At 63.7% G+C, this 23,182-nt stretch carries 20 protein-coding genes and 1 tRNA gene; 1 reads left to right on the top strand and 20 read right to left on the bottom strand.

Going from position 1 to position 23,182, the window contains the following annotated elements:
• Positions 1 to 2: 2 nt before the first annotated feature.
• The 20 genes from EO170_RS07920 to thrS form a co-directional block, all read right to left on the bottom strand.
• On the bottom strand, positions 3 to 797 hold the full coding sequence (locus EO170_RS07920; RefSeq protein WP_104582017.1) for a polysaccharide pyruvyl transferase family protein: 795 nt from the start codon (positions 795 to 797) through the stop codon (positions 3 to 5).
• 36 nt (positions 798 to 833) lie between these two features.
• The gene (locus EO170_RS07915; RefSeq protein ID WP_104582016.1) at positions 834 to 2,033 is read right to left on the bottom strand and encodes a glycosyltransferase; all 1,200 of its coding nucleotides are present in this window, start codon (positions 2,031 to 2,033) and stop codon (positions 834 to 836) included.
• Positions 2,034 to 2,097: 64 nt separating this feature from the next.
• Complete coding sequence (locus EO170_RS07910) at positions 2,098 to 3,582, bottom strand: lipopolysaccharide biosynthesis protein (RefSeq protein WP_164740956.1); 1,485 nt, start codon at positions 3,580 to 3,582, stop codon at positions 2,098 to 2,100.
• A gap of 17 nt (positions 3,583 to 3,599) precedes the next feature.
• Positions 3,600 to 4,649, bottom strand: coding sequence for a glycosyltransferase (locus EO170_RS07905; protein ID WP_126943823.1), 1,050 nt, complete (start codon positions 4,647 to 4,649; stop codon positions 3,600 to 3,602).
• Positions 4,646 to 5,788, bottom strand: coding sequence for a glycosyltransferase family 4 protein (locus EO170_RS07900; RefSeq protein WP_126943820.1), 1,143 nt, complete (start codon positions 5,786 to 5,788; stop codon positions 4,646 to 4,648). Before EO170_RS07900 ends, EO170_RS07905 begins: the two co-directional genes overlap by 4 nt.
• Before the next feature lie 67 nt (positions 5,789 to 5,855).
• Positions 5,856 to 6,944, bottom strand: coding sequence for an acyltransferase family protein (locus tag EO170_RS07895; protein WP_126943817.1), 1,089 nt, complete (start codon positions 6,942 to 6,944; stop codon positions 5,856 to 5,858).
• Between the two features lie 13 nt (positions 6,945 to 6,957).
• Positions 6,958 to 8,049 carry an acyltransferase family protein gene (locus EO170_RS07890; protein ID WP_126943814.1) on the bottom strand — a complete coding sequence of 364 codons (1,092 nt, stop codon included), beginning with the start codon at positions 8,047 to 8,049 and terminating at the stop codon, positions 6,958 to 6,960.
• Positions 8,046 to 9,332 carry a polysaccharide biosynthesis protein GumE gene (locus EO170_RS07885; RefSeq protein WP_164739166.1) on the bottom strand — a complete coding sequence of 429 codons (1,287 nt, stop codon included), beginning with the start codon at positions 9,330 to 9,332 and terminating at the stop codon, positions 8,046 to 8,048. The genes EO170_RS07890 and EO170_RS07885 overlap by 4 nt, the downstream gene beginning before the upstream one ends.
• A 94-nt stretch (positions 9,333 to 9,426) precedes the next feature.
• Complete coding sequence (locus tag EO170_RS07880; RefSeq protein WP_104582011.1) at positions 9,427 to 10,881, bottom strand: undecaprenyl-phosphate glucose phosphotransferase; 1,455 nt, start codon at positions 10,879 to 10,881, stop codon at positions 9,427 to 9,429.
• 244 nt (positions 10,882 to 11,125) lie between these two features.
• Positions 11,126 to 12,565 (bottom strand): GumC family protein, encoded by a 1,440-nt coding sequence (locus EO170_RS07875; RefSeq protein ID WP_104582010.1) that lies wholly within the window; start codon positions 12,563 to 12,565, stop codon positions 11,126 to 11,128.
• On the bottom strand, positions 12,547 to 13,245 hold the full coding sequence (locus EO170_RS07870) for a polysaccharide biosynthesis/export family protein (RefSeq protein WP_164739129.1): 699 nt from the start codon (positions 13,243 to 13,245) through the stop codon (positions 12,547 to 12,549). The genes EO170_RS07875 and EO170_RS07870 overlap by 19 nt, the downstream gene beginning before the upstream one ends.
• A gap of 472 nt (positions 13,246 to 13,717) precedes the next feature.
• A tRNA-Pro gene (locus tag EO170_RS07865) sits at positions 13,718 to 13,794 on the bottom strand.
• A gap of 60 nt (positions 13,795 to 13,854) precedes the next feature.
• The gene (locus EO170_RS07860) at positions 13,855 to 14,211 is read right to left on the bottom strand and encodes a MerR family transcriptional regulator (protein WP_005995911.1); all 357 of its coding nucleotides are present in this window, start codon (positions 14,209 to 14,211) and stop codon (positions 13,855 to 13,857) included.
• Complete coding sequence (locus EO170_RS07855) at positions 14,192 to 14,491, bottom strand: integration host factor subunit alpha (RefSeq protein WP_002811076.1); 300 nt, start codon at positions 14,489 to 14,491, stop codon at positions 14,192 to 14,194. Before EO170_RS07855 ends, EO170_RS07860 begins: the two co-directional genes overlap by 20 nt.
• 21 nt (positions 14,492 to 14,512) lie before the next feature.
• Entirely contained in the window at positions 14,513 to 16,891 is a 2,379-nt protein-coding gene (pheT, locus tag EO170_RS07850) for a phenylalanine--tRNA ligase subunit beta (protein ID WP_126943811.1), read from the bottom strand.
• 115 nt (positions 16,892 to 17,006) lie between these two features.
• Positions 17,007 to 18,002 carry a phenylalanine--tRNA ligase subunit alpha gene (locus EO170_RS07845; RefSeq protein WP_104582008.1) on the bottom strand — a complete coding sequence of 332 codons (996 nt, stop codon included), beginning with the start codon at positions 18,000 to 18,002 and terminating at the stop codon, positions 17,007 to 17,009.
• Positions 18,003 to 18,263: 261 nt separating this feature from the next.
• Positions 18,264 to 18,623 carry a 50S ribosomal protein L20 gene (gene rplT / locus EO170_RS07840; RefSeq protein WP_016903313.1) on the bottom strand — a complete coding sequence of 120 codons (360 nt, stop codon included), beginning with the start codon at positions 18,621 to 18,623 and terminating at the stop codon, positions 18,264 to 18,266.
• Positions 18,624 to 18,633: 10 nt separating this feature from the next.
• Positions 18,634 to 18,831, bottom strand: coding sequence for a 50S ribosomal protein L35 (rpmI, locus tag EO170_RS07835; protein WP_002811096.1), 198 nt, complete (start codon positions 18,829 to 18,831; stop codon positions 18,634 to 18,636).
• A gap of 239 nt (positions 18,832 to 19,070) precedes the next feature.
• Positions 19,071 to 19,598, bottom strand: coding sequence for a translation initiation factor IF-3 (infC, locus tag EO170_RS07830; protein ID WP_304941635.1), 528 nt, complete (start codon positions 19,596 to 19,598; stop codon positions 19,071 to 19,073).
• 63 nt (positions 19,599 to 19,661) lie between these two features.
• Positions 19,662 to 21,566, bottom strand: a complete 1,905-nt coding sequence (gene thrS / locus EO170_RS07825; protein WP_126943809.1) for a threonine--tRNA ligase — start codon at positions 21,564 to 21,566, stop codon at positions 19,662 to 19,664.
• Between the two features lie 324 nt (positions 21,567 to 21,890).
• Here thrS and EO170_RS07820 point away from each other — a divergent pair, with 324 nt between their 5' ends.
• Positions 21,891 to 23,015, top strand: coding sequence for a LacI family DNA-binding transcriptional regulator (locus tag EO170_RS07820; protein ID WP_126943806.1), 1,125 nt, complete (start codon positions 21,891 to 21,893; stop codon positions 23,013 to 23,015).
• The last annotated feature ends 167 nt before the right edge of the window (positions 23,016 to 23,182 follow it).

Raw genomic sequence — 23,182 nt, 5'->3', positions numbered from 1 at the left:
AATCACCAAAGGTCGTAAGGAAACGCGGCCAGCAACCCGGCCTGCAGTTTTTCCAGGTCGAAGTCGCCGTTGCCACCGAGCTGCAGGCATTCTTCCACGCTGTTGCCGGAGTGCCACTGCATGCGTCCGGTGCCGTTGTAGTAGTCGTCGTACTTGAAACGATCCTCGCCGTTGCCCCAGTCCAGGTACACCGCCGGAATCCCGTAGGCCTCGGCAAGAATCAACCCGTGCAGCGAACTGCTGATCACCAGCTCGGCACCCAGCAGCGCACTCATGAACGTCGCGGGCTTGACGTTGGGAAACACCAGATGATCGGCGTACGCGCTGTACTTCTCGACCGGCTCGTTGAAATGCGGAACGATGGCGAAGGGGCGCTTGTTCGCCGTTCCCAGTGCATCGGCGGGGAAGAACATCGGCGTCAGCAGACCAGGATCGCCATACACTTCCGGCACCGCGATCCCGCGGTCGAGCAGGAACTGCCGCGTCTTCGGGCCACGCACTGCACGCACATCCAGCGTGCTGAAGGTATTGCGCTCGGCGGGAATCTTGCCGTTAATGCCGCTGCCCCAGACGGTGTCGCCGTCCTTGGCAAAATGCAGCACCGAACCGATGGCGATCAGTTTCTTGCTGAGATCGCGCTTCTCGATCAGCGTCTTGTCCTGCAGGGAGAGCACACAGGACACAATCACCTTGGACAGATGATCGCCCATGTTGACGCCGGCATTCTTCGGCTGCCACCAGAACAAGGCACGGCGTTCCGCATGTTCGATCCATTTCTGCAGCAAAGCATTGGCCATAACGAGCAGTCTCCTTCTAAAGTTGGGTGCGCCGCATCAGTGCGAGAGCGCGGCCTCGGAAGAAGCACGCACAGCTGCGCCATCTGGCTGCGGGTACAAACGGGTTTCCGGGTACGCACCGGGATTGAGTACGCGGTCGGTGGTGTCGGACCAATTCAGGCATTGGCGGTAACGCACGCGCGGTGCTTCCAGCGCGAGACTGATGGCCGCAATGACCGACTCAGCATTGCCGGGAGTGTAGCCGAAACGCGATTGATACGGCCCTACGACGGCATTCGGACACACCGCAGGCAGGCCGAAGAAATCGTATTGCAACAGCTTCATCGAACTATCGGCCAGATACACCGGCACCTGCTCGGACGCGTAAGGTGCGATTCCGAAACGGGCGTGCTTGATGTAGCCGATGGTCTCGGCGTGCTTCATCTCGCCATAGACCACCACGTTGTCGCCGTAGCCCGGGTGCCGGCCCATGCCCGAGCCGATCACATGGAAGGTGACCTGCGGGAACGCCTTGCTGGCCACCACGAAGAACTCCGGATCGAACAACATCGAGCCCACCGCGACTGCATGGATGCCCTCGCCATACGGCGACGGGTCGCCCAGCTGATCCAGGTTGTGGTCCACCCCGTGACCGACGTGGTACACGTTGTCGCGGCTTGCCACTTCCTCCGCCATTGCCGGCGACACCAGTGCGATCACATCCAGCGTCGGTGCAACCCGGTCGAACTCGCGCTCGATATAGGACGCGACGTTGATCGTGCTCAGGCCATCGGAGGCGCGATAGACCAGCTTGGCTGCCGGATTGACGCGCTTGGCCAGCTCGATGAAGGCCACCGCGATACCGCTTTCGAACACGATCACATCCGCCTCGCGCATCCAGTCCAGCAACTGGCGCGGCGGGTGCGCGGCATACCACCGGAACATCGCATCCTCGACAGCGCGCAGCCAGGCGCGGCGCGTGTTGAACGGATGCACCGTCGTGCGCCACAGATAGCATTCCACGCCCTTGTGCGAGACCACGGTATTTGCGGTGTCGTCCAGCGGCAGCCGCATATCGCCCTTCATGCGCGACAGCCGGCTATAGCGCAGCGAGAAAAACCGCGTGGTGCCGCGTAGCGCGAGCTGATCGGTGATGAAATGGATATTGGCGCGCCGTGGCGTGCGGTAATCGTGGGCGGACAAGACCAGATAGCAAGGCCGGCGAATGCCGGAAGCGGCGGCGGGTGTATCGCTCATGGGCCGTGTCCTATGAATGAGTGGGGGAAAGCATGCACGAACGCAGGCGAAGGCAACGTCGATCTCATTGGCGTGCCTTGGCCTGCTTCAGCAACTTGCGGATATTGAGGATGGCAACCACGTCGCGACGGAACGCCGGCCAGATCGCCAACGCCAGCAGGCAGACCGCCGCCATCGTGGCCGCACCGACGGCCAGTTGCTGCCATAGCGGGCCACCGACGGTAATGGAGGCGTAATACGCGCATCCCCCCGCCACGCCATACGCAGTCATCGCGCGCACCGCATTGGTGAACAGCGCGCCCACCGGCGCGTCGGAGATCTTGCCGACCCAGACCAGCGACAACGGCCAGGTCACCAGCAGACCGAACGAATAGCCGATTGCCACGCCCATCGCGCCCCAGCGCGAGCCGACGAAGATGCAGCCGATCAGCACGATGCGGCTCACCAGCGAGAACAGCAACTGCGCGCGCATCAGGCCCCTGGCAAGGAACACCCAGTAGGTTGCATAGGACGCCGTCTGGAAGATACCGCCCAGCGTCAGCACCTGGAACAAGGGCACGGCCTCACGCCACTGCTCACCGAGCACCAGCACGATCAGCGGCATGGCCAGCGCACAGGCGAAGGCGAACAGCGCCACGATCAGATGCACCATCACCGTCTGCCCGCGCAGCAGGAAGGCGCTGAAGCGTTCGCGGTCGTCCTGCAGCTGCGACAGCACCGGCAACGCCACGCTGGTGGCAGGCGCGTTGATCTGGTTCAGCGGCATCATCAGCAACTGGAACGCGCGGTTGTACAGGCCCAGTGCGTCCGGGCCGGTACGCCAACCGATGATGACCTGGCCGACGTTGCGGCTGGCATAGCCCAGCAGCTGCGCGGCCATCAGGTTCCAGCCGAAGCTCATGAAGTCACGCATCGGCGCCGAGCGCTGATAGCCGCCCGGCAACCAGCGCGCGCAGCTGGCGGCGATGACCAGATTGACCACCGCCTGCACCACCTGCTGCACCACCAGCGCCCAGTATCCCCAACCCAGCAAGGCAGCAGCGACGGCCGCACCCAGGCCCAGCACCTGCGACCCCACATCGCTGAGCGCAACCTGGCCAAACCGCAATCCGCGGCTCAAATGCGCGCGGTACTGCGTGGTCATGCCGTTGATCAGGAAGGTCACCGCCAGCGCCTGGGAAATCGTCACCAGCGCCGGTTCTTTGTAGAAGTTGGCAATCACATGGGCGGAGGCGTACACCACCACCGACAGCGACAAGCCGATGCCGCTGTTGATCCAGAACAGGTTGTCGCGTTGCTCGCGGCTGACATGCTTGGCCTGCACGGCAGCGGCAGACAGGCCGAAATCGCGCAGGATCTCGGCCGCACCGACAATGGCGGTGACCATCGCCATCAGGCCGTAGTCGTAAGGCGTGAGCAGACGCGCCAGCAGGATGATGCCGCCGAACTGCACGACCATCTTGGCCGACTGGCCGATCATGGTCACCGCTGCGCCACCGGCAGCGCGCGAACCGAGGCTGCGCTGTGGCGGCGGCGTGGGGGGATTCATCGTCGGGATCTCTGCGGTCACAGCGCGGCGTCTCCATCCTTGCCGAGCGCTTCCAGGTAGGTGCGGTAGTGCAGCTGCCCGATCCGTGGCCAGTCGCGTTGCGATAGATCCGGCGCCGCACCGCGTGGCGCGGCGCGTACCTTGTCCAGCATGCCGGTCAGCAATGCCGCATCAAATTCGCCCTCGTAAAGAAATACCCAGCCCGGGCCGACTTCTTCGGCGATCGCTGCATTGGATTCGCTCCACGGCGCCAGCACCGGGCGTGCCAGCGACAGCGCCAGCAACAAGGTGCCGGAGTTGTGCATCTGCCGGTACGGCAGCACCACCAGCTCGGCCTCGCTGACCTCGCGTGCCAGCACCGGCTCTTCGACATAGGCCAGCAAGGCGCTGATGCGCGGATTCTGCGCGCAGGCCTCCTCCACCAGGCTGCGCATCTGCGGCGTGGCCGGGTTGCCGACGATACGCAGCTTCAGGCGCGGATCATCGACCTGACGCATCACCTCCAGCAGCGTCTCCACCCCCTTGTACGGGCGGATCAGGCCGAAGTGCAGTAGCCGCCCCGGCACCGGCGTGCCCTGCGGCATCTGTGCAAACCACTCGCGATAATGGCCGTGCAGGATGGTGTCGGTGAACGGCGGTCGCGGCGGCGTGGTTGCGTTGATGCGGATCCAGCGACGCGTCAGCCGATCGATCCAGCGCAACAGGCCGCGTTCGCGCCAGCCCCGATCCTCGTGCGGCGCCAGATTGTGCAGGGTGCGCACTACCGGCGTGCCGGTCAGCTGCAGCTTGAGCAGCAACAGCGCCGCACACATCTGCTTGGCCAGGGTGCCGACAGAACTGGGATGGCGCAGCAGGTATTCGGGCCAATGCAGATGCAGCACGTCGTAGCGCGACAACAGCGCATCGCGCATCGAAAAGAAGCGCGGCTGCACTGCATCGGGCAGCGACGCGTACAGCTGGGTCAGATACGGGTTGGTGCTGGCATTGGGCTTTTCGGTAGAGAACAGCACGGTGACCTGTGGCTGCGCGGCCGCCCGCGCAGTCGCTGCCGATGCAGGCGCGCTCATCGCACTGCCTCCTGCGGACGACGGGTGCCCAACGCGGTGTGGTATTCATCGACGTAGCGCCCGACCACATGCTTCCAGTCGTAGCGGCCCACGTAGGCCATGGACGCTGCACGACGCGCGTCGAAATCCACGTCCGCCTGCAGCGCAAGCGCCTGCACCTGGTCTGCGGCCGCATCGATCCTGTCGCGGTTGACGATCACGCCCTGCCCCGATTCGCTGGCAAGGCGCACGAACGGCGGGATGTCGCTGAGGATGGGAATCAGGCCTGCACTCATCGCCTCGACCGCGGCGATGCCGAAGCCTTCGTGGCGCGACAGGCAGACGAAGAACTGCACCTGCTGCATCAGGCTGCGCAGCTGCTCCTGCGAGGGCGACATGCTGAGCTGCACCTTGTCCTGCAGGCCCCGCTCGGCGATCGCCTTGCGCAGGTCGGCCTCGTTCAGATCGTATTCGCGCCCGGCGATGATCAACCGCCACTGCGGATCGCGCTGCAGCGCCGCCTGCAGCAGCTCCAGGGTTTCGATCAGGCCCTTGTTCACCGACCAGCGGCCGAAATACATCATGGTCCGCCCCATCGTTGCTGCGCCCTGCCCTGCATATTTCTCCACGTCCACGCCGTTTTCGATCACCCGCAGACGTGCCGGCGACACCACCTTGGCGAAGAGCTCGCCGTCATTCTCGCTGGTGGCGATCACCCGCGCATATGCCAATGCCGAGGTGCGGGTGAGCGTCTGAAACCATAGCTGCTTCATCCGCGAGGCATATGCGGTATGGAAAAAACCGCCGTGTGTGGACACCACCATCGGCTTGCCATGCAGCGGCTTGGTCAGTGCCAGATAGTCGTAGAAAAAATCGATGCCATGCAGGTGGACCAGGTCGGCCGAGCGGATCGCACCCAGCACGGACGGCGCCAACGGATAACGCGAGGAGCCGCGATACCCGATGCGCCGGATCGGCAAGCCCTGATGCGTCTCCTGCGCCGCAAGCTGCGCACCCGGATCGGTAAACACCCGATCCAGGGTCACGATCTCCACCGTATCGGCGCTGGTGGCCTGATGCTGACGGGCCACATTGAGAACGACTTCTTCCATGCCTCCGATCGAAGGGTGGAATTGGCGGACGACATGCACCACTTTCATTACGCCAATCTCCTGTGCCAGCGACGCAGAGACATCTGCATGTTCGGCCAATCATTCTGGAAGCTCGTCATTTACGTTTCAATCCCAACATCCACGGCGCAATGCGCACCAGCACCGCGCGCATCGGCACGCTGGCACCGATAGCGAACGCACTCAGACCCATTGCCCAGGCCGGGGTGCCGATCGTGCTAGGTGCGATCACGCCCGTTCGTGCCACCACGCTGGTGAGCACCAGAAACACCAATGTGTGCGTGCACAGGATCAGCAGGGTATTGCCGCCGATCCACTGCAGCCACCGCCACTGCCGAACGAAGTAGGCCACACACAAGGTCATTGCAGTACCCAGCAGGCTGACCAGCAGGAACACCGCAGCGGAATGCCCGAACTGCAGATTGTTCACGTCCACCTGCCCGTTCCATCCGGCCAGCCACCACCACGCTGCCGCCAGCACCGGCAGGGCCAATGCCCAGACCGCGGCCCCAAGCGCGCGCAGTGCATCGGCATGGCGCGACAGCCATCCGCCCACGGCGATGAAGAACAGCGCAACGGGCACTACATCCAGCGCGAACGGGAGCCGCAGATGCAATGACGGAAACCAGCCCGCCCATGCCAATGCGAGCAGCACACTGGTTGCAGCCAGGGCGGCCGTCGTCAGGCGCGTGCGCAAGGCGATGTAGGCCAGCGTGGTGACGAACAAGGCCGGCAGGAACCACAACGCCGGCAGCACGTACAGGCGCGTGCCGTTGGCCCAGAACAGACCGACGAACGGATCCCACCACGGCAGGACATGCGATGGATGCGGCGCGCGGCTGGTCACTCCCATCAGCAACCAGCAGGCGTAGGCCACCAGGAAAAACGCAAGGTAGGGAACCAGCAACGTGCGCGCCAACTTCCTGATCGTCGCCACCGTCATCGCGCGGTGGCCGAAGCGCTCGCCGACCCAGCCGGACAGCACGAAAAACAGCGGGACATGAAAACTGTAGGCAAATAATTTGTAGGCGGCCGGCATGCCGTTGGCATGTCCCAACACCACCAGCATGATGGCCAGTGCCTTTGCTGCATCGATCTGCCAATCGCGGGTCAATGCAGGCGCTGGCGCAGCCTTGGCCGCCAGGTCGCCGTGCCCGGCCGGGCTGGAATACGGTGCGGTGGTCATGCCGCAGCGCCAGTCATGCCGCCACCGGGCGGGCACCCAGGGTCCACGGCGCAAAACGCATCAGCACCCAACGCAGCGGCACGCTCGCAAGCAACGCAAACACCGTCACGAACACTGCCCAGGCCAGCCCGGGGCGCGAGGCACCGAATCCGCCGGCCAACGCTGCAACACCGGAAAGCACGAAGAACACCAGCATGTGGGTGCACAGGATCAGCAAGGTATTGCGGCCGATCCACTGTATCCAGGCCCAGCCCTGCACCAGCCGTGCCGCGCAGATCACCATCAATGAACCGAGCACCGCACCGAGCATGAACCCGGCGTGGTTGCGGCCGAATTCCAGCATGTTGACGTCGATCCGGCCATTGCGATCGGCCAGCCAGGCCACCGGCAAGGCCAGCAGCAGCGTCACCAGCGCACTCACCGGCAAGGAAGTCGGCAGACGTGCGGAAATGTGGACCAGCAAGGCGCCCAGCGCGTAGAAGCACAGCGACACCGGTAGTACGTCCAGGCCGAAAAAAAGTCGCAGCTGCTGGCCCGGAAACCAGCCCATCCAGCACCAGGCCAGGGGCAGCGACGCCACCGCGATCAGCACCGGCGGCATCCAGCGGCGCAGCACGAAATAGCTGAGCACCGTCACCAGCATCACCGGCAGGAACCACAGCGGAGGCTGCACGTACAGATCGGGGCCAATACCAGTGAACATCGCCACGATCGGCTCCCACCACGGATGGCTGCCCCACCGCGCCGCCTTCTCGCCGATATTGCGCGTCAGCAACCAGTAGGCGTAACCGAGCAGATAGAACGTCACATACGGCAGCAGCAGGCCGCGCGCCTGCTTGCTGATCGTCTGCGCCAACCCGGTGGTCCGCGACGCATAGCCGGATGCCAGCCAGCCGGACACCATGAAGAACAGCGGCACATGAAAGCTGTAGGCAAACAGCGTCATCGCATGCGGCACGCCCTTGGCGTGGCAGAACACCACCAGCAGAATCGCCAGGGCCTTGGTGGCATCAATGCGCGGGTCGCGGCTGCGCCCGCCGTTGGCAACGTGCAAGCCGGCCACCGGTGCAACCGGCTGCGGTGCGTGCGTTGCCGCCACACTCATCGTGCGCCTCCCGCGGGCAGTGGCAATCGTGCCTCATCGTCGGACGGATCCTGGCTGGTCTGCTGCGCAATGCTTGCAGCAGACCAGGTCGGCCGCATGTGCCACAGGCAGCCGCACACGAACCACCACAATGCCGAGGTCTTGATCGAGAAGTAACCATTGGACACCAGCAAGCTCAGCGCGAACGCAAAGATTGCCAGGTTCTTGAACAGCTGCCCTTCCTTGCTCGGCATCAACAACAGGAACGAATACGACAGCAGGAACGCAAGCACGCCGACGATCGACTGGGATGCGATGAAGTAGGCGATGCCGCTGTCGAAGTAGCGGTACGCCTGCGCAAAATCCAGGCCCATCCATGAGTTGAAGGACAGGTTATTCATCGAATTGACGGTGAAGAAGACCCGGCCCATCGTGTTGTCCTGATAGGCAGTGATCCCGGTGATCCACACCAGCAACCATGCGGTCATGATCACGACCAGGAAAATCAGGAAGGCCAGGCGTTGATCCAGGCGTTTCAACAGCGGCGACAGCAGTACCATCAGCACGCAGGTGCCCGCCGCAAGCCGCCCATCGGAGGCCACGATCATGAAGCCGATCAGGCCGACCGACAGCAGCAGCATCGCTGGCCGCATCCAGCGCCAGAACACCAGCACGATAGCGGTAAAGAAGCAGATGTAATTGCCCATGGTCACCGGCTCGATGAACATCGAGGAGGCGCGGGGAAGATTGGAACCGGGCAGGAAGTTGCGCTCGCCCGGTCGCGTGGCGCTGACGAACAGGTTGCTGTCTTCGTTCCAAAACCCCTCCGCGCTCATGCCGCGCGCGTTGACGAAGAAGCTCTTCGGGTTGACCAGATCGCCGTAGACACTGGGCGTCGCCAACTCGAACGCCGCAACCAACGACACGATGATGGTCATGCGCACGAACAGCTTGGGCACCGACCCGGTATAGGCCGAACCAAGCACCACGAACGCAAACACCACCAGCGCGTCGCGGAAGAACTTCGGATCGACCTGCCAGTTCACCAGGAAGCGCACGAACATCAAGGTGACGATCAGCCCAAGGCCGCTGATGATCAAGGCGATGCGCTTGCGGCTCATCGAGCCAAGGCCGAGCAGGAAACACGCGGCATAGACCATGAACTCGACCGCGTAGGTGATCACCGGACGCACGGTGAACACATTCGCATTGATCAGCGCCAGCACCAGGTTGTAACCGACGCCGACCAGCAGCGTCAGTTCAATCAGCAGGTTGTGCCAGCGAACGCGGGCCTCGTCGCTCATTCGGATCAGCATGCAGACGCCTGCTTGAAAGGGGCGGCTGCAATGCCGCCGCCCGCGGCGCTCAGCGCGCCAGGTCGCACACTCCCCGCCATCATCAGTACGCGGTCTTCTGTCCGAGCACACGTACTGCGGTCAGCACGATGATGCGGATATCCAGCCACAGCGACCAGCGACGGATGTAGTCCAGATCGTACTGGATGCGCTTTTTCATCGTGCGCAGCTCCGGGGTTTCGCCACGGAATCCATTGACCTGCGCCCAACCGGTGATGCCCGGCTTGACGTAATGGCGCTGCATGTAGTGATTGATCAGCTTTTCGTAATGGGTGTTGTGTTGCGCCGCGTGCGGACGCGGACCCACGATCGACATGCTGCCACCGAGCACGTTGAAGATCTGCGGCAACTCGTCCAGGCTGCTCCGGCGCAGGAACGCCCCGAACCGGGTGATGCGGCTGTCGTTCTTGGTCGCCTGCTGGATGGTGGTGCCATGATCGTCATGCACACGCATCGAGCGGAACTTGAACATGTAGAACTCCCGACCGCCCAGGCCATGACGACGCTGGCGGAAGAACACCGGACCCGGCGAACTCATCTTCACACCGACCGCAATCGCTGCCATCAGCGGCCACAGGCCCATCAGCGCGATCACGGCCAGGATCTTGTCCTGCAGTGCCTTGGCGACCACGAAGTAGTTGTCGCGGTCCACGCCACCCTGGCGCAGGTTGATCACCGGCACGTTGCCGATCTGCTCGCCAGACTGGTTCAACAGGCCGAAGTCGAACAGATCCGGCACCAGCTTCACGTTGATCGGATAACGATCCAGGCGCTGCAGCAGCTGCTTGATGTGGTCACGCTCGCCCAGTGGCAGCGAGATCCACACCTGCTCGACCTGGTTGTCCTGCAGATACTCGATCAGCGCATCCGGATCGCCCAGGCACGGCAGCGACTGACGTTGTTCGGTCACCGCGATGTCGTACGGCGTGCGGAAATAGCCGACCAGGTTCATGCCGACCCAGGGATTGCGGCTGAGGTAGTGATTGATCTTCATCACCGGATGGCGCAGACCCACCACCACCACCCGCTGCACGTCCACACCCTGGGTACGCAGGTGATTGAGGAAGCCGCGCAGCACCGTGCGGGCCGCCACCAGCGAGGCCAGGCCACCGACGAACCACAGGCCGATCCAGCCGCGCGACACCTGCTCGCCGACCTGCACGATCAGTGCGTGCACCGCAAACAGCGCGAACACGCCGCCGAACGCACCGCCCAGCACCATCAGCTCGCTCAACAGCCCGCGACCGCGCCAGCTGCGATACAGCGGGAACAGCGCAAAGCAGATCACCGAATACAACAGCGTGGTAGCGATGGCGACCCGGTACGGTGCCGCAGGCACCCACGAACCGAAGACGATGCGATAGGCGATCAGCCCGGAAGCCACGACCATGGTGAGGTCGAAGACACGCAGGACCAGGTCGGCTGCAGCCGAATACTTGGACAACAATCGCGGCGAGGATGTCGTGTAAGTCGCGCTACTCAAGTCTGCCAAAAGCATGGGGATGTCCTCCAAACTCGATACGGTGCATGCGGGGGAACATACGAATCGCACGCGAGTTTTCAATCATCTCCGTCGAGCGATCACCGCGGTAATACCTACCGACCCCAGATCGCACGACAGCCCTTTGTTTCAACAGAGACAAACTTTCAAACGAAGGAGCCCGAAACATACGGGATCCAACCTTTTCCACGCTGAATCAGTTGTCACTTCAATTAACCCATCGTTGTGCAACACCACGATGTCAGTCCAACCGCGCCTGCGCTGGCGTGCCTCGCAGGAAGTAGCGCACCAGAGCCACAGCCACGCCCAGAAATACGCCAAAGATGAAGCCCAAGGCGAGGTTCAATTTGAGTTTCGGCGAAGTCTTAGACGTAGGCACGTCTGCGGTGTCGATGATGGTCACGTTGTTGGCGCCGACGTTGCTCGCCACACCGATCTCCTTGTAGCGCTGCAGGAGCGCATCGTAGAGCTGGCGGTTGGTATCGACGTCGCGCTTGAGCATGTTGTAGCGGATGCTGCGGCTCTGCAGGTCCAGCTCATCGTTCCGCAATCCGGCGATGCGCTGGTTGAGCAATTGCTCCTGGTGCACCGACGCGTCGTAGGTCGCCTTGAGCGACTGGCGGATATTGATGACCTCGCCATTGATCTGGCGGCGCGACTCTTCGATCTGCGCCTTCAGGCGCTGCATTTCCGGATAGTCCGGCTTGAAGGTCGACAGCTTCTGCTGATACTCGGTGTTCAGGCGGATCTGCTCGCCGCGCAGGCTCTGGATCAGCGGGTTGCTCAGCACCTGCGGCAGCGACATCGCATCGCCGCTGCTGACCTGACGCCAGGCTGCCTCAGCCTTGATGCGGGTGTCCTGCGCCGATGCCAGCATCGCGTTGAGGTCGCTCAGGTTCTGGGCAGGAAGCGATGGCTTGTCATCGCCCACCGACACGATCTGCTCGTCGGTGGAATAGGTGACCAGATTCTTTTCCGAGTCCTCCACCTTGTCGCGCAACTGCTCCAGACGCTCGGCCAGGAACTTGGTCGCAAACGAAGACGCCTTGATGCGGCGTTCCTGCGTGCTGACGATGAAGACCTTGGTGTAGGTGTTGGCGATCTTGGCCGCCAATACCGGGTCCGGCGAATCGTAATTGACGTAGACCAGGCGCGAATTGAGGATCGGCTCGACCACCAGCCCGGCCAGCAGCGTATCGGTCAGGCTGCGCTCGATGATGGCCTGGCGCGAGTCGACCGACTTGCCGGCTTCCGGATTCTTGGCAGCGGCCTTTTCCAGCGCCTCGTCGACCTGCTGCTTGAACGCCGGCTCCTGGTCGAGCCTGGCCTCGCGGATCACCGCACGGGCCAGCGAACGGCTCTGCAGCAGCTGGTACTGGGTCTGGTAGAAATCGCGATCCTGCGGCGACTCCACCGGCATCAGGTTGTCGACGTTCACCACGTTGAGCGAATCACGCTCGATCTGCAGCGTGCTGGTGGCGCGGTATTTTTCCGGCATCAGCAGGGTGACGCCAAAGGCCAGCGCCACGGCCGCGACGGTGATCAGGATGATCAACCAGCGCTGCGACACCAGCGCGCGCCAGTAGTCGAGCAAGCCAACGTCGGCCAGCTCAAGATGCCCATGACGATGAGACGGGGAGGAACGATTGTCTGAATTCATACTCATCGGTAAGCGCGCCACACCATCACAAGGGGGGTCAGTTCCAGCATGGTGCGCAGCCAGACGCGTGCGTCCGAGCGATACACCACAACGATGTCGCCGCCGTAGATCTCAGGGTCCGGGTTGGCCCCCTTCTCGATCTGGGTCAGATCGAATCTGGCGATCATCTTTTGCCCGTTGACGGTGCGGAACACGATGACGTTGCCGCGGCTGGCCACCGTGCTGACACCCTTGGCCTGCGCAATGGCCTGCTGCAGGGTCAGGTTGGCGCCGATCACCGGATAGATCCCCGGCTCGTCGACCGCACCGGTCACCGTCACCCGGCGACCATTGGACTCCTGCACGAACACCGACACCTGCGGCTGCTGCAGGTATCCGGCGGCGTAGCGGTCTGCCACCAGCTTTTCCAGCTCGCCGACACCCAGGCCGGCCGCCTTGACGTCGCCGATCAGCGGCAGCGAGATGTGGCCGTTCTGATCGATGCGGACCTGCCGCTCCAGGTCATCGACCTGGAACACCTTGAACAACAACAGGTCGCCCGGGGCGAGTCGATACTCCGGTTGCACTGCCGACATTGCGAGCGGATCCGGAAGCGGCAGGGAGTCCGCCATCTTCGGACCGGTGCTGCATGCGCCCAGTGCCATCGAGCAGATCAACGCCAGGCTGAGGCCTTGGCAGAATCGTCCGATCAGTTTTTTCATGCGTGTGGCTGGCTGCCTCGGTTGGGTGGGACAGGACCTCGCGCAGCATTCGACCGGCTAACACGCCAGCAAGAACGTACGACAGAGAAATTCATCCCAAGACGCTCGGGATCACGACAGGTGTGACGTGTTGCAGTGCACTATGGCATAGAACCAAGGCATCGCAAGACGCTGCTCGCCATTTTTTTGACGGCGTTGGCCTATTGATTCAAGTTCGTCGTTACACCGTTAACAAAACGTGATCCACGTACTAATCCAGCGCGACTGATTCGGAGCATTTTCGGACACTTAGCCACATTCCGTGACCCAGGTCCATGCGAGCGGGACCGCGATGAAACGGACGCGACCAGTGCTTTCATGCTGCTCTGCAATATGCCGATATGCATATCGTGTCACTCGCATGACACGCCGCCGACCGCATGTTGCGGCGCAACAAAAAAGCCCATGTCCGTGAAGACATGGGCTCTGTGTTTGGTCGGGGTAGCCGGATTCGAACCGACGACCACTAGTCCCCCAGACTAGTGCGCTACCAGGCTGCGCTATACCCCGAAGATGTTGCATCCGCCACGAGGGCGGCCTGCGATTATAGCGGCTTTGTGAAACGTTTTCCTAGCGGCGCAGCAGTTGCAGAACCTCTTCCAGTTCCATGCGCACCTGCTTGATGATCTGGTTGCTCAGTGCCGACTCGCTTTTGGCGCCATCGCCTTCCAGACGCAGACGTGCGCCACCGATGGTGTAGCCCTGCTCGTACAGCAGGCCGCGGATCTGGCGCACCATTAGCACGTCGTGGCGCTGGTAGTAGCGCCGGTTGCCGCGCCGCTTGACCGGTTCCAGGCTCGGAAATTCGGTTTCCCAATAGCGCAGCACATGCGGCTTGACGTCGCACAGCTCGCTGACTTCGCCGATGGTGAAGTAGCGCTTGGCCGGAATTGGCGGTAGTTCGCGATTACTGCCCGGATCCAGCATAAGCCTCCACCCGCTCCTTGAGCTTCTGGCCCGGACGGAAAGTCACCACCGTGCGCGCCGAGATCGGAATTTCCTCACCGGTCTTGGGATTGCGACCGGGCCGTTGATTCTTGCGCCGCAGATCGAAGTTGCCGAAACCGGACAGCTTCACCTGACGGCCCTGCTCCAGCGCATCGCGCAGCACATCGAAGAACGCGTCGACAAATTCCTTTGCCTCGCGCTTGTTCAGACCGACCTCGTCGAACAGACGTTCGGCCATCTCCGCTTTCGTCAATGCCATGCCAATCCCCTGGTTACCGCCTCAACTCCGGATTCGGGCGCGGTGCTCACGCTCGATCACGGCCACCACATCGGCAACGACTGCATCGACGTCCCGGTCGGTGAGAGTGCGCGAGTTATCCTGCAAAATCAAGCCCATAGCCAGACTCTTGAAACCTGGCTCGACCCCCTGCCCGACATAGCGATCGAACAGCTGCACCTCGCGCAACAACGGCCCGACCGTGGTACGCACGCTGGCCGACAGGGCCGCCCAGCTCACCTCTTCCGGCACCAGGAAGGCCAGGTCGCGACGAACCGAAGGGAACCGCGACAGTTCACCGGCACGCGGCAACGCGCGTTGGACCAACGCGGTCAGTTGCAGCTCGAACGCGATCACATCCACGTCGATGTCCAAGGCCTTGGCCAGGCGCGGATGCACCTGCCCGATCCAGCCGATGCAAACGCCGTCGCGATGGATGTCGGCCGAGCGCCCGGGATGCCCGAAGGGCTGGGCGGAGGGCTGGAAGTCCAGCACCGCGCCGCTGGCCGCCGCCAGCGCCATCAGGTCGCCCTTCAGATCGTGGAAGTCCACCTTGCGCGCCGGCTCGCCCCACTGCAGCGCCAGGGCATCGCCACACACGGCTGCGGCGACATGCTGCGACTCCTGCGGGGCAGCGCCAGCCTCGGAGGCGGCAGCGAACACCTTGCCCAGCTCGAACAGGCGCACGCGGCCGGCCTGGCGGGCGGCGTTGCGGCCCAGCGTCGCCACCAGGCCCGGCAGCAGGCGCGGACGCATGATCGCAAGCTCGGCACTGAGCGGATTGGCCAGCGGCACCAGGCCGTCGGTCAGCTGCCAGCGCTCCAGCAAGGTGGCGTCGACGAAGGCATAATTGATGGTTTCCTGCAGCTCGCGCGCCACCAGCTGGCGGCGCACGCTGAGCTCGTCGAGCTGGGTTTCGCTCGGCATCGCAATCCGGCTTGCCCCGCCCGGCAGCGTGGTCGGCACGCGGTCGTAACCGTGGATACGCGCCAGCTCTTCGATCAGATCCTCTTCGATGGCGATATCGAAGCGACGGCTCGGCGCCATCACCTGCCAGCCTTCGGCTACCGCCTCCAGCTGCATGCCGAGCGCGCCCAGAATGCGCACGACCTCGGCATCGTCGATCCGGATACCGAGGACGCGCGCGATCCGCGCACGCCGCAGCAGGATCCGCGCCGGCTGCGGCAGATGCTGCGGCAGTTGCGCATGCACCACCGGGCCCGGCGTGCCACCGGCCAGCTCCAGCACCAGCCGCGTCGCCACTTCGATCGCCTGCGGCGGCAGCGCCGGATCCACACCACGCTCGAAGCGATGACCGGCATCGGTATGCAGCCCGAGCTTGCGGCCACGGCCCATGATCGCGGCCGGGTCGAAATACGCCGACTCCAGGAACACGTTGCGCGTGGTCTCGGTGACGCGCGTGTCCAGCCCACCCATCAAGCCGGCCAGCGCCACCGGGCGATCGGCATCGGTGATGGTCAGGAAACTGTCGTCCAGCGTGACCTGCCGCCCATCCAGCAACGCCAGCTGCTCGCCGCCGCGCGATCGGCGCACACCGATCGGGCCCTGCAGCGTATCCAGATCGAACGCATGCATCGGCTGGCCAAGCTCCAGCATCACGTACTGGGTGATATCCACCAGCAGCGAAACCGGACGCACGCCGCTGCGGCGCAGCCGTTCGGCCAGCCACACCGGCGTTTTCGCGGCCGGGTCGATGCCCTCGATCACGCGTCCGCAGTAGCGCGGCGCCTCGCTACCGGCATGCAACTCCACCGCCAGCGTGCGCGTGGACACCGGCGCCACGACGCCGGCATCGAAGGCCACCACTTCGCTGGCGCATGCCGCCGCCACGTCAAAGGCGATACCGCGCACGCTGAAGCAATCGGCACGATTGGGCGTGAGCTTGATCTCGATGCTGGCATCGGGCAGCCCCAGATACTCGGCCAGGGCTTGGCCCACCGGCGCATCGTCCGGCAGCTCGAACAGGCCGGACGCGTCGCTGTCCAGACCCAGCTCCTTGGCCGAGCACAGCATGCCGTTGGACGCGACCCCGCGCAGCTTGGCGGCGGTGATGATCAGTTCGCCGATCTTTGCACCGACCAGCGCCAACGGCGCCACCAGACCGGCACGCGCGTTGGGCGCGCCACACACGATCTGCAGCAGCTCGCCCTGCCCTGCGTCGACGCTGCAGACCTGCAGACGGTCGGCTTCCGGATGACGTACCGCCTCGACGATACGCGCCACCACCACCTGCCCCAGCGCCTGGCCCAACGGCGTGACCTCTTCGACCTCCAGACCGATCGCCGTCAGCGTCGCGGCAAGCTCGTCGCGGCTCGCCTGGATGGGAACGTGGCTGCGCAGCCAATTTTCAGAGAATTTCATGAGGAGCCGGGATTGGGGATTCGGGATTGGGGATTAGCAAAAACGCGTCGACGGAGTCCGGGGCGGACCGGGGCGCTGTTGCAAATCCCCAATCCCGAATCCCGAATCCCCGCCGTCAAGCAAACTGCCGGAGAAAACGCACATCGTTCTCGAAGAACGCGCGCAGGTCGTTGACGCCGTAGCGCAGCATCGCAAAGCGCTCCACGCCCAGGCCGAACGCGAAGCCGGTATAGCGCTCCGGGTCGATGCCGACGCTGCGCAGCACGTTCGGGTGCACCATGCCGCAGCCGAGCACTTCCAGCCAGCGCGTGCTGCCGTCCGGCTGCTGCCAGGCGATATCCACTTCCGCACCCGGTTCCACGAACGGGAAATAGCTGGGGCGGAAGCGCATTTCGAAGTCGCGCTCGAAGAACGCCCGCACGAACTCGGACAAGGTGCCCTTGAGATCGGCGAAGGTGGAATGCTCGTCCACCAGCAGGCCTTCGACCTGATGGAACATCGGCGAGTGGGTCTGGTCCGAGTCGGAGCGGTACACCTTGCCGGCCGCGATCATGCGCAGCGGCGGTGTGTGTGCATCCATGTAGCGCACCTGCACACCGGAGGTGTGGGTGCGCAACAGGCGACCATCGCCGAAATAGAACGTGTCGTGCATCGCGCGCGCCGGATGGTGCGGCGGAAAGTTCAGGGCTTCGAAGTTGTGCCAGTCGTCCTCGATCTCCGGACCATCGGACAACTCATAGCCCAGGCGCGCAAAGATCTCGACGATGCGCTCGAGCGTGCGCGTGACCGGGTGCAATCCGCCCCGTTCACCGCGACGCCCTGGCAAGGTCACATCGATCCGCTCCCCGGCCAGACGCGCGTCCAGTGCAGCGTTTTCCAGCGCGTGCTTGCGCTCGGACAATGCAGCGGTCAGCGCATCGCGCGCCAGGTTGATCGCTTCGCCAGCGGCTTTGCGCTGATCGGCTGGCAGCGTGCCGAGCTGCTTGAGCTGGGCGGTGATGCTGCCGCTCTTGCCCAGCAATGCGACGCGCAAGGCTTCCAGTTGGTCCGGCGTCTGCGCGGCGGCGACATCGGCCAGCGCACGCTCGGTCAGGGATTGAATCTCACTCATTGCACTCGCGCCTCAACTGCTCAGCCGAACGGTGTTTCCGGATGCACCGGAATGCATTGCCACTCAAATCGCGTCCTGCCCGGCATCCACTTAACGATGCCGGCCATCTAAAACGCAAAAGGGGAAGGACTCGCGCCCTTCCCCCTGCATATCTGCTTGCCCTCGCCGGAGGCCTGCACACGGATGCGCAAACCCCGACAAGAAACTACCCTTTCAAAAGTCCGCACATGGATGTGCGGGCTCTTGCAGAGGGACCTGCATTTACGCCGCCAGCGCGCCCTTGGCCTTCTCAGCCAGCGCGGCAAAGCCGGCGGCGTCGTGCACGGCGATATCGGCCAGCACCTTACGGTCCAGGGTGATACCAGCCTTCAGCAGGCCGTTCATGAAACGGCTGTAGCTCAGGCCATTGATGCGGGCAGCCGCGTTGATGCGGGTGATCCACAACGAACGGAACACGCGCTTCTTCTGCTTACGGCCGATATAGGCGTACTGCTGCGCCTTGATGACCGCCTGCTTAGCGACGCGGAAAACCTTGCGACGGGCATTGTAGTAGCCCTTCGCCAGGGTCAGAATTTTCTTGTGGCGGCGGCGCGCCTGCACACCACGCTTTACTCGTGCCATGGTTCAGTCCTCAGAGGTAGGGAAGCATACGGTCAAGACGGCCTGCGTCCTCGGCACGGACGTGATTCGTCTGCCGCAGGTTGCGCTTCCGCTTGGTCGCTTTCTTCGTGAGGATATGGCTACGGTTTGCGTGGCCGCACTTGTACTTGCCGGAGGCGGTCTTGCGGAAACGCTTGGCCGCCGCCCGGTTGGTCTTGATCTTGGGCATTGCAATGTCCTTGATGGTGTTTTGTCACTGACCCGGGCGGCAGTCTTGCGACCACGCTTTCCATCCATGCCCTTGCCTGCTTGTAAGTCCTTGATCGAACACGATCCGGACAGGTCCTGTACCGCTTGCGCGGCGCCCCGGCAAAACCGGGCCGCGCAGTCTACCCGTTGCCGGGAATTCTTGCAAATGGATGCCGTCTCCGGCCAGGCGGGCCCTACCGGGCCCGTCCCAGCGCGGGATCAGATCTTCTTCTTCGGCGCGATCATCATGACCATCTGGCGCCCTTCCAGGCGCGGGCGCGACTCGATGACGATGTCGTCGCCCAGGTCGGCCTCGATCCGCGACGCCATCTCGCGCCCCAGCTCCTGATGGCTCATTTCACGGCCACGGAAGCGAATGTTGACCTTGACCTTGTCGCCCTCTTCCAGGAAGCGGCGCATGTTGCGCAGCTTGATCTGGTAGTCGCCCTCGTCCGTGACCGGACGGAACTTGAGTTCCTTGATCTCGACCTGCTTGGTCTTCTTCTTGGCCTCGTTGGCCTTCTTCTGCTGCTCGAACTTGAACTTGCCGAAATCCATGATCTTGCAGACCGGCGGATCGGCCTGCGGCTGGATTTCAACCAGATCCAGGCCTTCTTCCTCGGCCTTGGCGAGCGCTTCGTCGCGCGACAACACGCCGACCATCTCACCGTCACTGCCGATCACGCGAACGCGCGGCACACGGATTTCTTGGTTCTTGCGGTTCTGTTTGTTGTCAGGGGTACTGATATTGCAATCTCCCAGGGGAATCGAACCGGCGCATCCGGATCATCCAGACCGGCCGGGGTTGGCTCACGCTGCCTGCTCTGCCTGCAGACGCTCGATGAAGGCCGAAACCGTCATGGTCCCGAGATCCTCTCCCGAACGTGTCCGCACGGCGACGGCACCGTTTTCCTTCTCGCGGTCACCGACGACGAGGAGATAAGGCACGCGTTGCAGCGTATGCTCGCGAATCTTATAACCGATCTTCTCGTTACGCAAATCGGCGTTCACACGGAAGCCTTGATTTGCAAGGGTTTTCCGAACCGAGTCGACATAGTCTGCCTGTGCATCGGTGATATTTGCGACAACGACCTGGACCGGAGCGAGCCAGGAGGGGAAGGCGCCGGCGTGGTGTTCGATCAGAATGCCGATGAAACGCTCCATCGAACCGACGATCGCCCGGTGCAGCATGACCGGATGCTTCTTCTGGCTGTGCTCGTCCACGTACTCAGCGCCGAGGCGGCCCGGCATCATGAAATCGACCTGCATGGTGCCCAGCTGCCAGGTGCGCCCGATGGCGTCCTTGAGGTGGTACTCGATCTTGGGACCGTAGAAGGCGCCCTCGCCCGGCAGCTCCTGCCACTGCACCCCACACACGCCCAGCGCGCTGCGCAGCGCGGCTTCGGCCTTGTCCCAGGTCACGTCGTCGCCCAGGCGCTTTTCCGGGCGCAGCGCGATCTTGATCTCGATATCCTCGAAGCCGAACGCGGTGTAGACCGCCAGTGCCTGCTGATGGAAGGCGGTGACTTCGGCTTCGATCTGCGATTCCAGGCAGAACACATGCCCGTCGTCCTGGGTGAAACCGCGCACGCGCAGGATGCCGTGCAGCGCGCCGGACGGCTCGTTGCGGTGACAGGCGCCGAACTCGCCGTAGCGGATCGGCAGGTCGCGGTAGCTGTGCAGGCCCTGGTTGAACACCTGCACGTGGCCGGGGCAGTTCATCGGCTTGACCGCGTAGGTGCGCTTCTCCGACTCGGTGAAGAACATCGCATCCTGGTAGTTGTCCCAGTGGCCGGACTTCTGCCACAGCGACACGTCCAGGATCTGCGGGCAGCGCACCTCGCCGTAGCCGCTGTCGCGGTAGACCTTGCGCATGTACTGCTCGACCACCTGCCACAGCGACCAGCCCTTGGGATGCCAGAACACCAGGCCGGGCGCCTCTTCCTGCAGATGGAACAGGTCCTGCTGCTTGCCGATGCGGCGATGGTCGCGCTTGTCGGCTTCCTCCATGCGCAGGATGTAGGCGTCCAGCTGCTTCTTGTCGGCCCAGGCGGTGCCGTAGATGCGCTGCAGCTGCTCGTTCTTGGCATCGCCACGCCAGTAGGCGCCGGAAATGCGGGTCAGCTTGAAGGCCTTGAGGAAGCGCGTGTTGGGTACGTGCGGGCCGCGGCACATGTCCACGTATTCCTGGTGGTAGTACAGGCCCATCGCGGTGATGTCGGCGGACATGTCCTCGATCAGGCGCAGCTTGTACTCCTCGCCGCGCTGGGTGAACACCTCGATCACCTCGGCGCGCGGGGTGACCTTCTTGATCACCTCGTAGTCCTGAGCGATCAGCTCCTGCATGCGCTGCTCGATCGCGGCCATGTCTTCGGGCGTGAACGGGCGCTCGCTGTAGATGTCGTAGTAGAAGCCTTCGGCGATGACCGGGCCGATCACCATCTTGACCTCCGGGTACAGCTGCTTGACCGCATGCCCGACCAGATGCGCGCAGGAGTGGCGGATGATCTCCACGCCTTCGGGGTCCTTGGCGGTGATGATGCGCAGGCTGGCATCGTGGTCGATGACGTCGCTGGCATCGACCAGCTGGCCGTCGACCTGGCCGGCGATGGTCGCCTTGGCCAGGCCGGCGCCGATCGACTGGGCGACCTGCATCACCGAGACGGGGGATTCGAATTCGCGGCGGCTGCCGTCGGGGAGCGTGATGTTGATCATGGGCAAGAATGAGGTCTGGGCTGGCTGCAGCGCGATGGCTGCAAGGGAGATCTGCCCGTTGCGGGACAGGCTCGGATAAAGGGGTGGCGAGAGGTGGTGCAGAAACAACGCCGTGCAGGCGCCTTGCCAACTGGCGCGGCCGGGATCAGCGGTGGGCGGTGGTAGTGCTCATGTCGCACGCTGGGCCGGCGCGGGGCGCGGGCCACCTTCTCGCAAGGGGTCTTGAGGAGAATGGTAAACCAATCAGCCCGCCGTTGCGCATGCCGGCACCGGGCCGGCGGGCGCGTGGCATGATGCCGGCCACCTGTGCTGCCAGTACCGACCATGACCATCAAGGGTAAAGCCACCTCGCTGGATATCGCCTACCTGGCCGGCGTGTCGCAGCCGACCGTGTCGCGCGCACTGCGCGGCAGCCCGATGGTCAACGAAGAAACCCGCAAGCGCATCCTGCGCATCGCCAACGAGTTGAACTACAAGGTCGACAAGAACGCCTCGTCGCTACGGCTGCGCAATGCGGGCACGCTGGCGCTGCTGTTTTTCGAAGACCCCACCGCCGACGATTCGCTGATCAACCCGTTCTTCCATTCGATGCTGGGCTCGATCACCCGCGCCTGCGCGCTGCAGGGCTACGACCTGCTGGTGTCGTTCCAGCAGCTGTCCAAGGACTGGCAGGCCGATTACGAAGACAGCAACAAGGCCGACGGCATCATCCTGCTCGGCTACGGCGACTACCAGCAGTCGCGCCAGCGGCTGCAGCTGCTGGTCGAGCAAGGCACGCATTTCGTGCGCTGGGGCGCGGCGCTGCCGGGGCAGCCGGGCATTTCGATCGGCAGCGACAACTATCAGGGCGGGCTGGACATCACCGCGCATCTGCTCGCGCAGGGCTGCCGCCGCATCGCCTTTCTCGGCCACGCGTCCAATCATTACCCCGAGTTCGAAGAGCGCTACCGCGGCTACGTGGCCGCGCTCAAGCAACAGGCGTTGGTGGCCGATCGCGCGCTGCAGTTCGACGCGATCACTACCGAGTCGTCCGGCCATGCCGCGTGCCTGGCGCTGCTCGACAGTGGCCTGGCCTTCGATGCGGTGTGCGCGGCCAGCGACCTGATTGCGATCGGCGCCATGCGCGCCTTGCGCGAGCGCGGCTTGCGGGTGCCGCAGGATGTCGCGGTGAGCGGCTTCGACGATATCGCCCTGGCGGCGTCGGTGGCGCCGGCGTTGTCGACGGTGCAGCAGGACACCAAGCAGGCCGGCACGCTGCTGGTGGAAAGCCTGGTGGCGCTGATCCGCGGCGAAGCGGCGCAAAGCCGCACGATCCCGGTGAAACTGGCCGTGCGCGACTCCTCGCGTAGCAACGGCCTGCAACCGCCGTTGGGCTGGACGCCGTCGCCGGCAACGGAGCCCGGCGATGTGGTGTGCGCACAGACGGCCAGCGGAGTTGCAGGACGCTGAGCGTCGGGAATTGGGAATTGGGAATTGGGAATCGTTAGAGCATGCATGGCTGGCTGCAGGATGGATCGCGGCCCACCGAACCCTGTGTAGGAGCGCGCTTGCGCGCGATGGAGCGCGATGGAGCACTACCGGTAACGCCCCAGCGCGCGCAAGCGCGCTCCTACCGG

This window comes from Xanthomonas sp. BRIP62409 (assembly GCF_003992965.1).
GTDB lineage: Bacteria > Pseudomonadota > Gammaproteobacteria > Xanthomonadales > Xanthomonadaceae > Xanthomonas > Xanthomonas euroxanthea.
The sequence above is the reverse complement of the archived record's forward strand: the minus strand, read 5'-3'. Positions and strand labels throughout refer to the sequence as shown.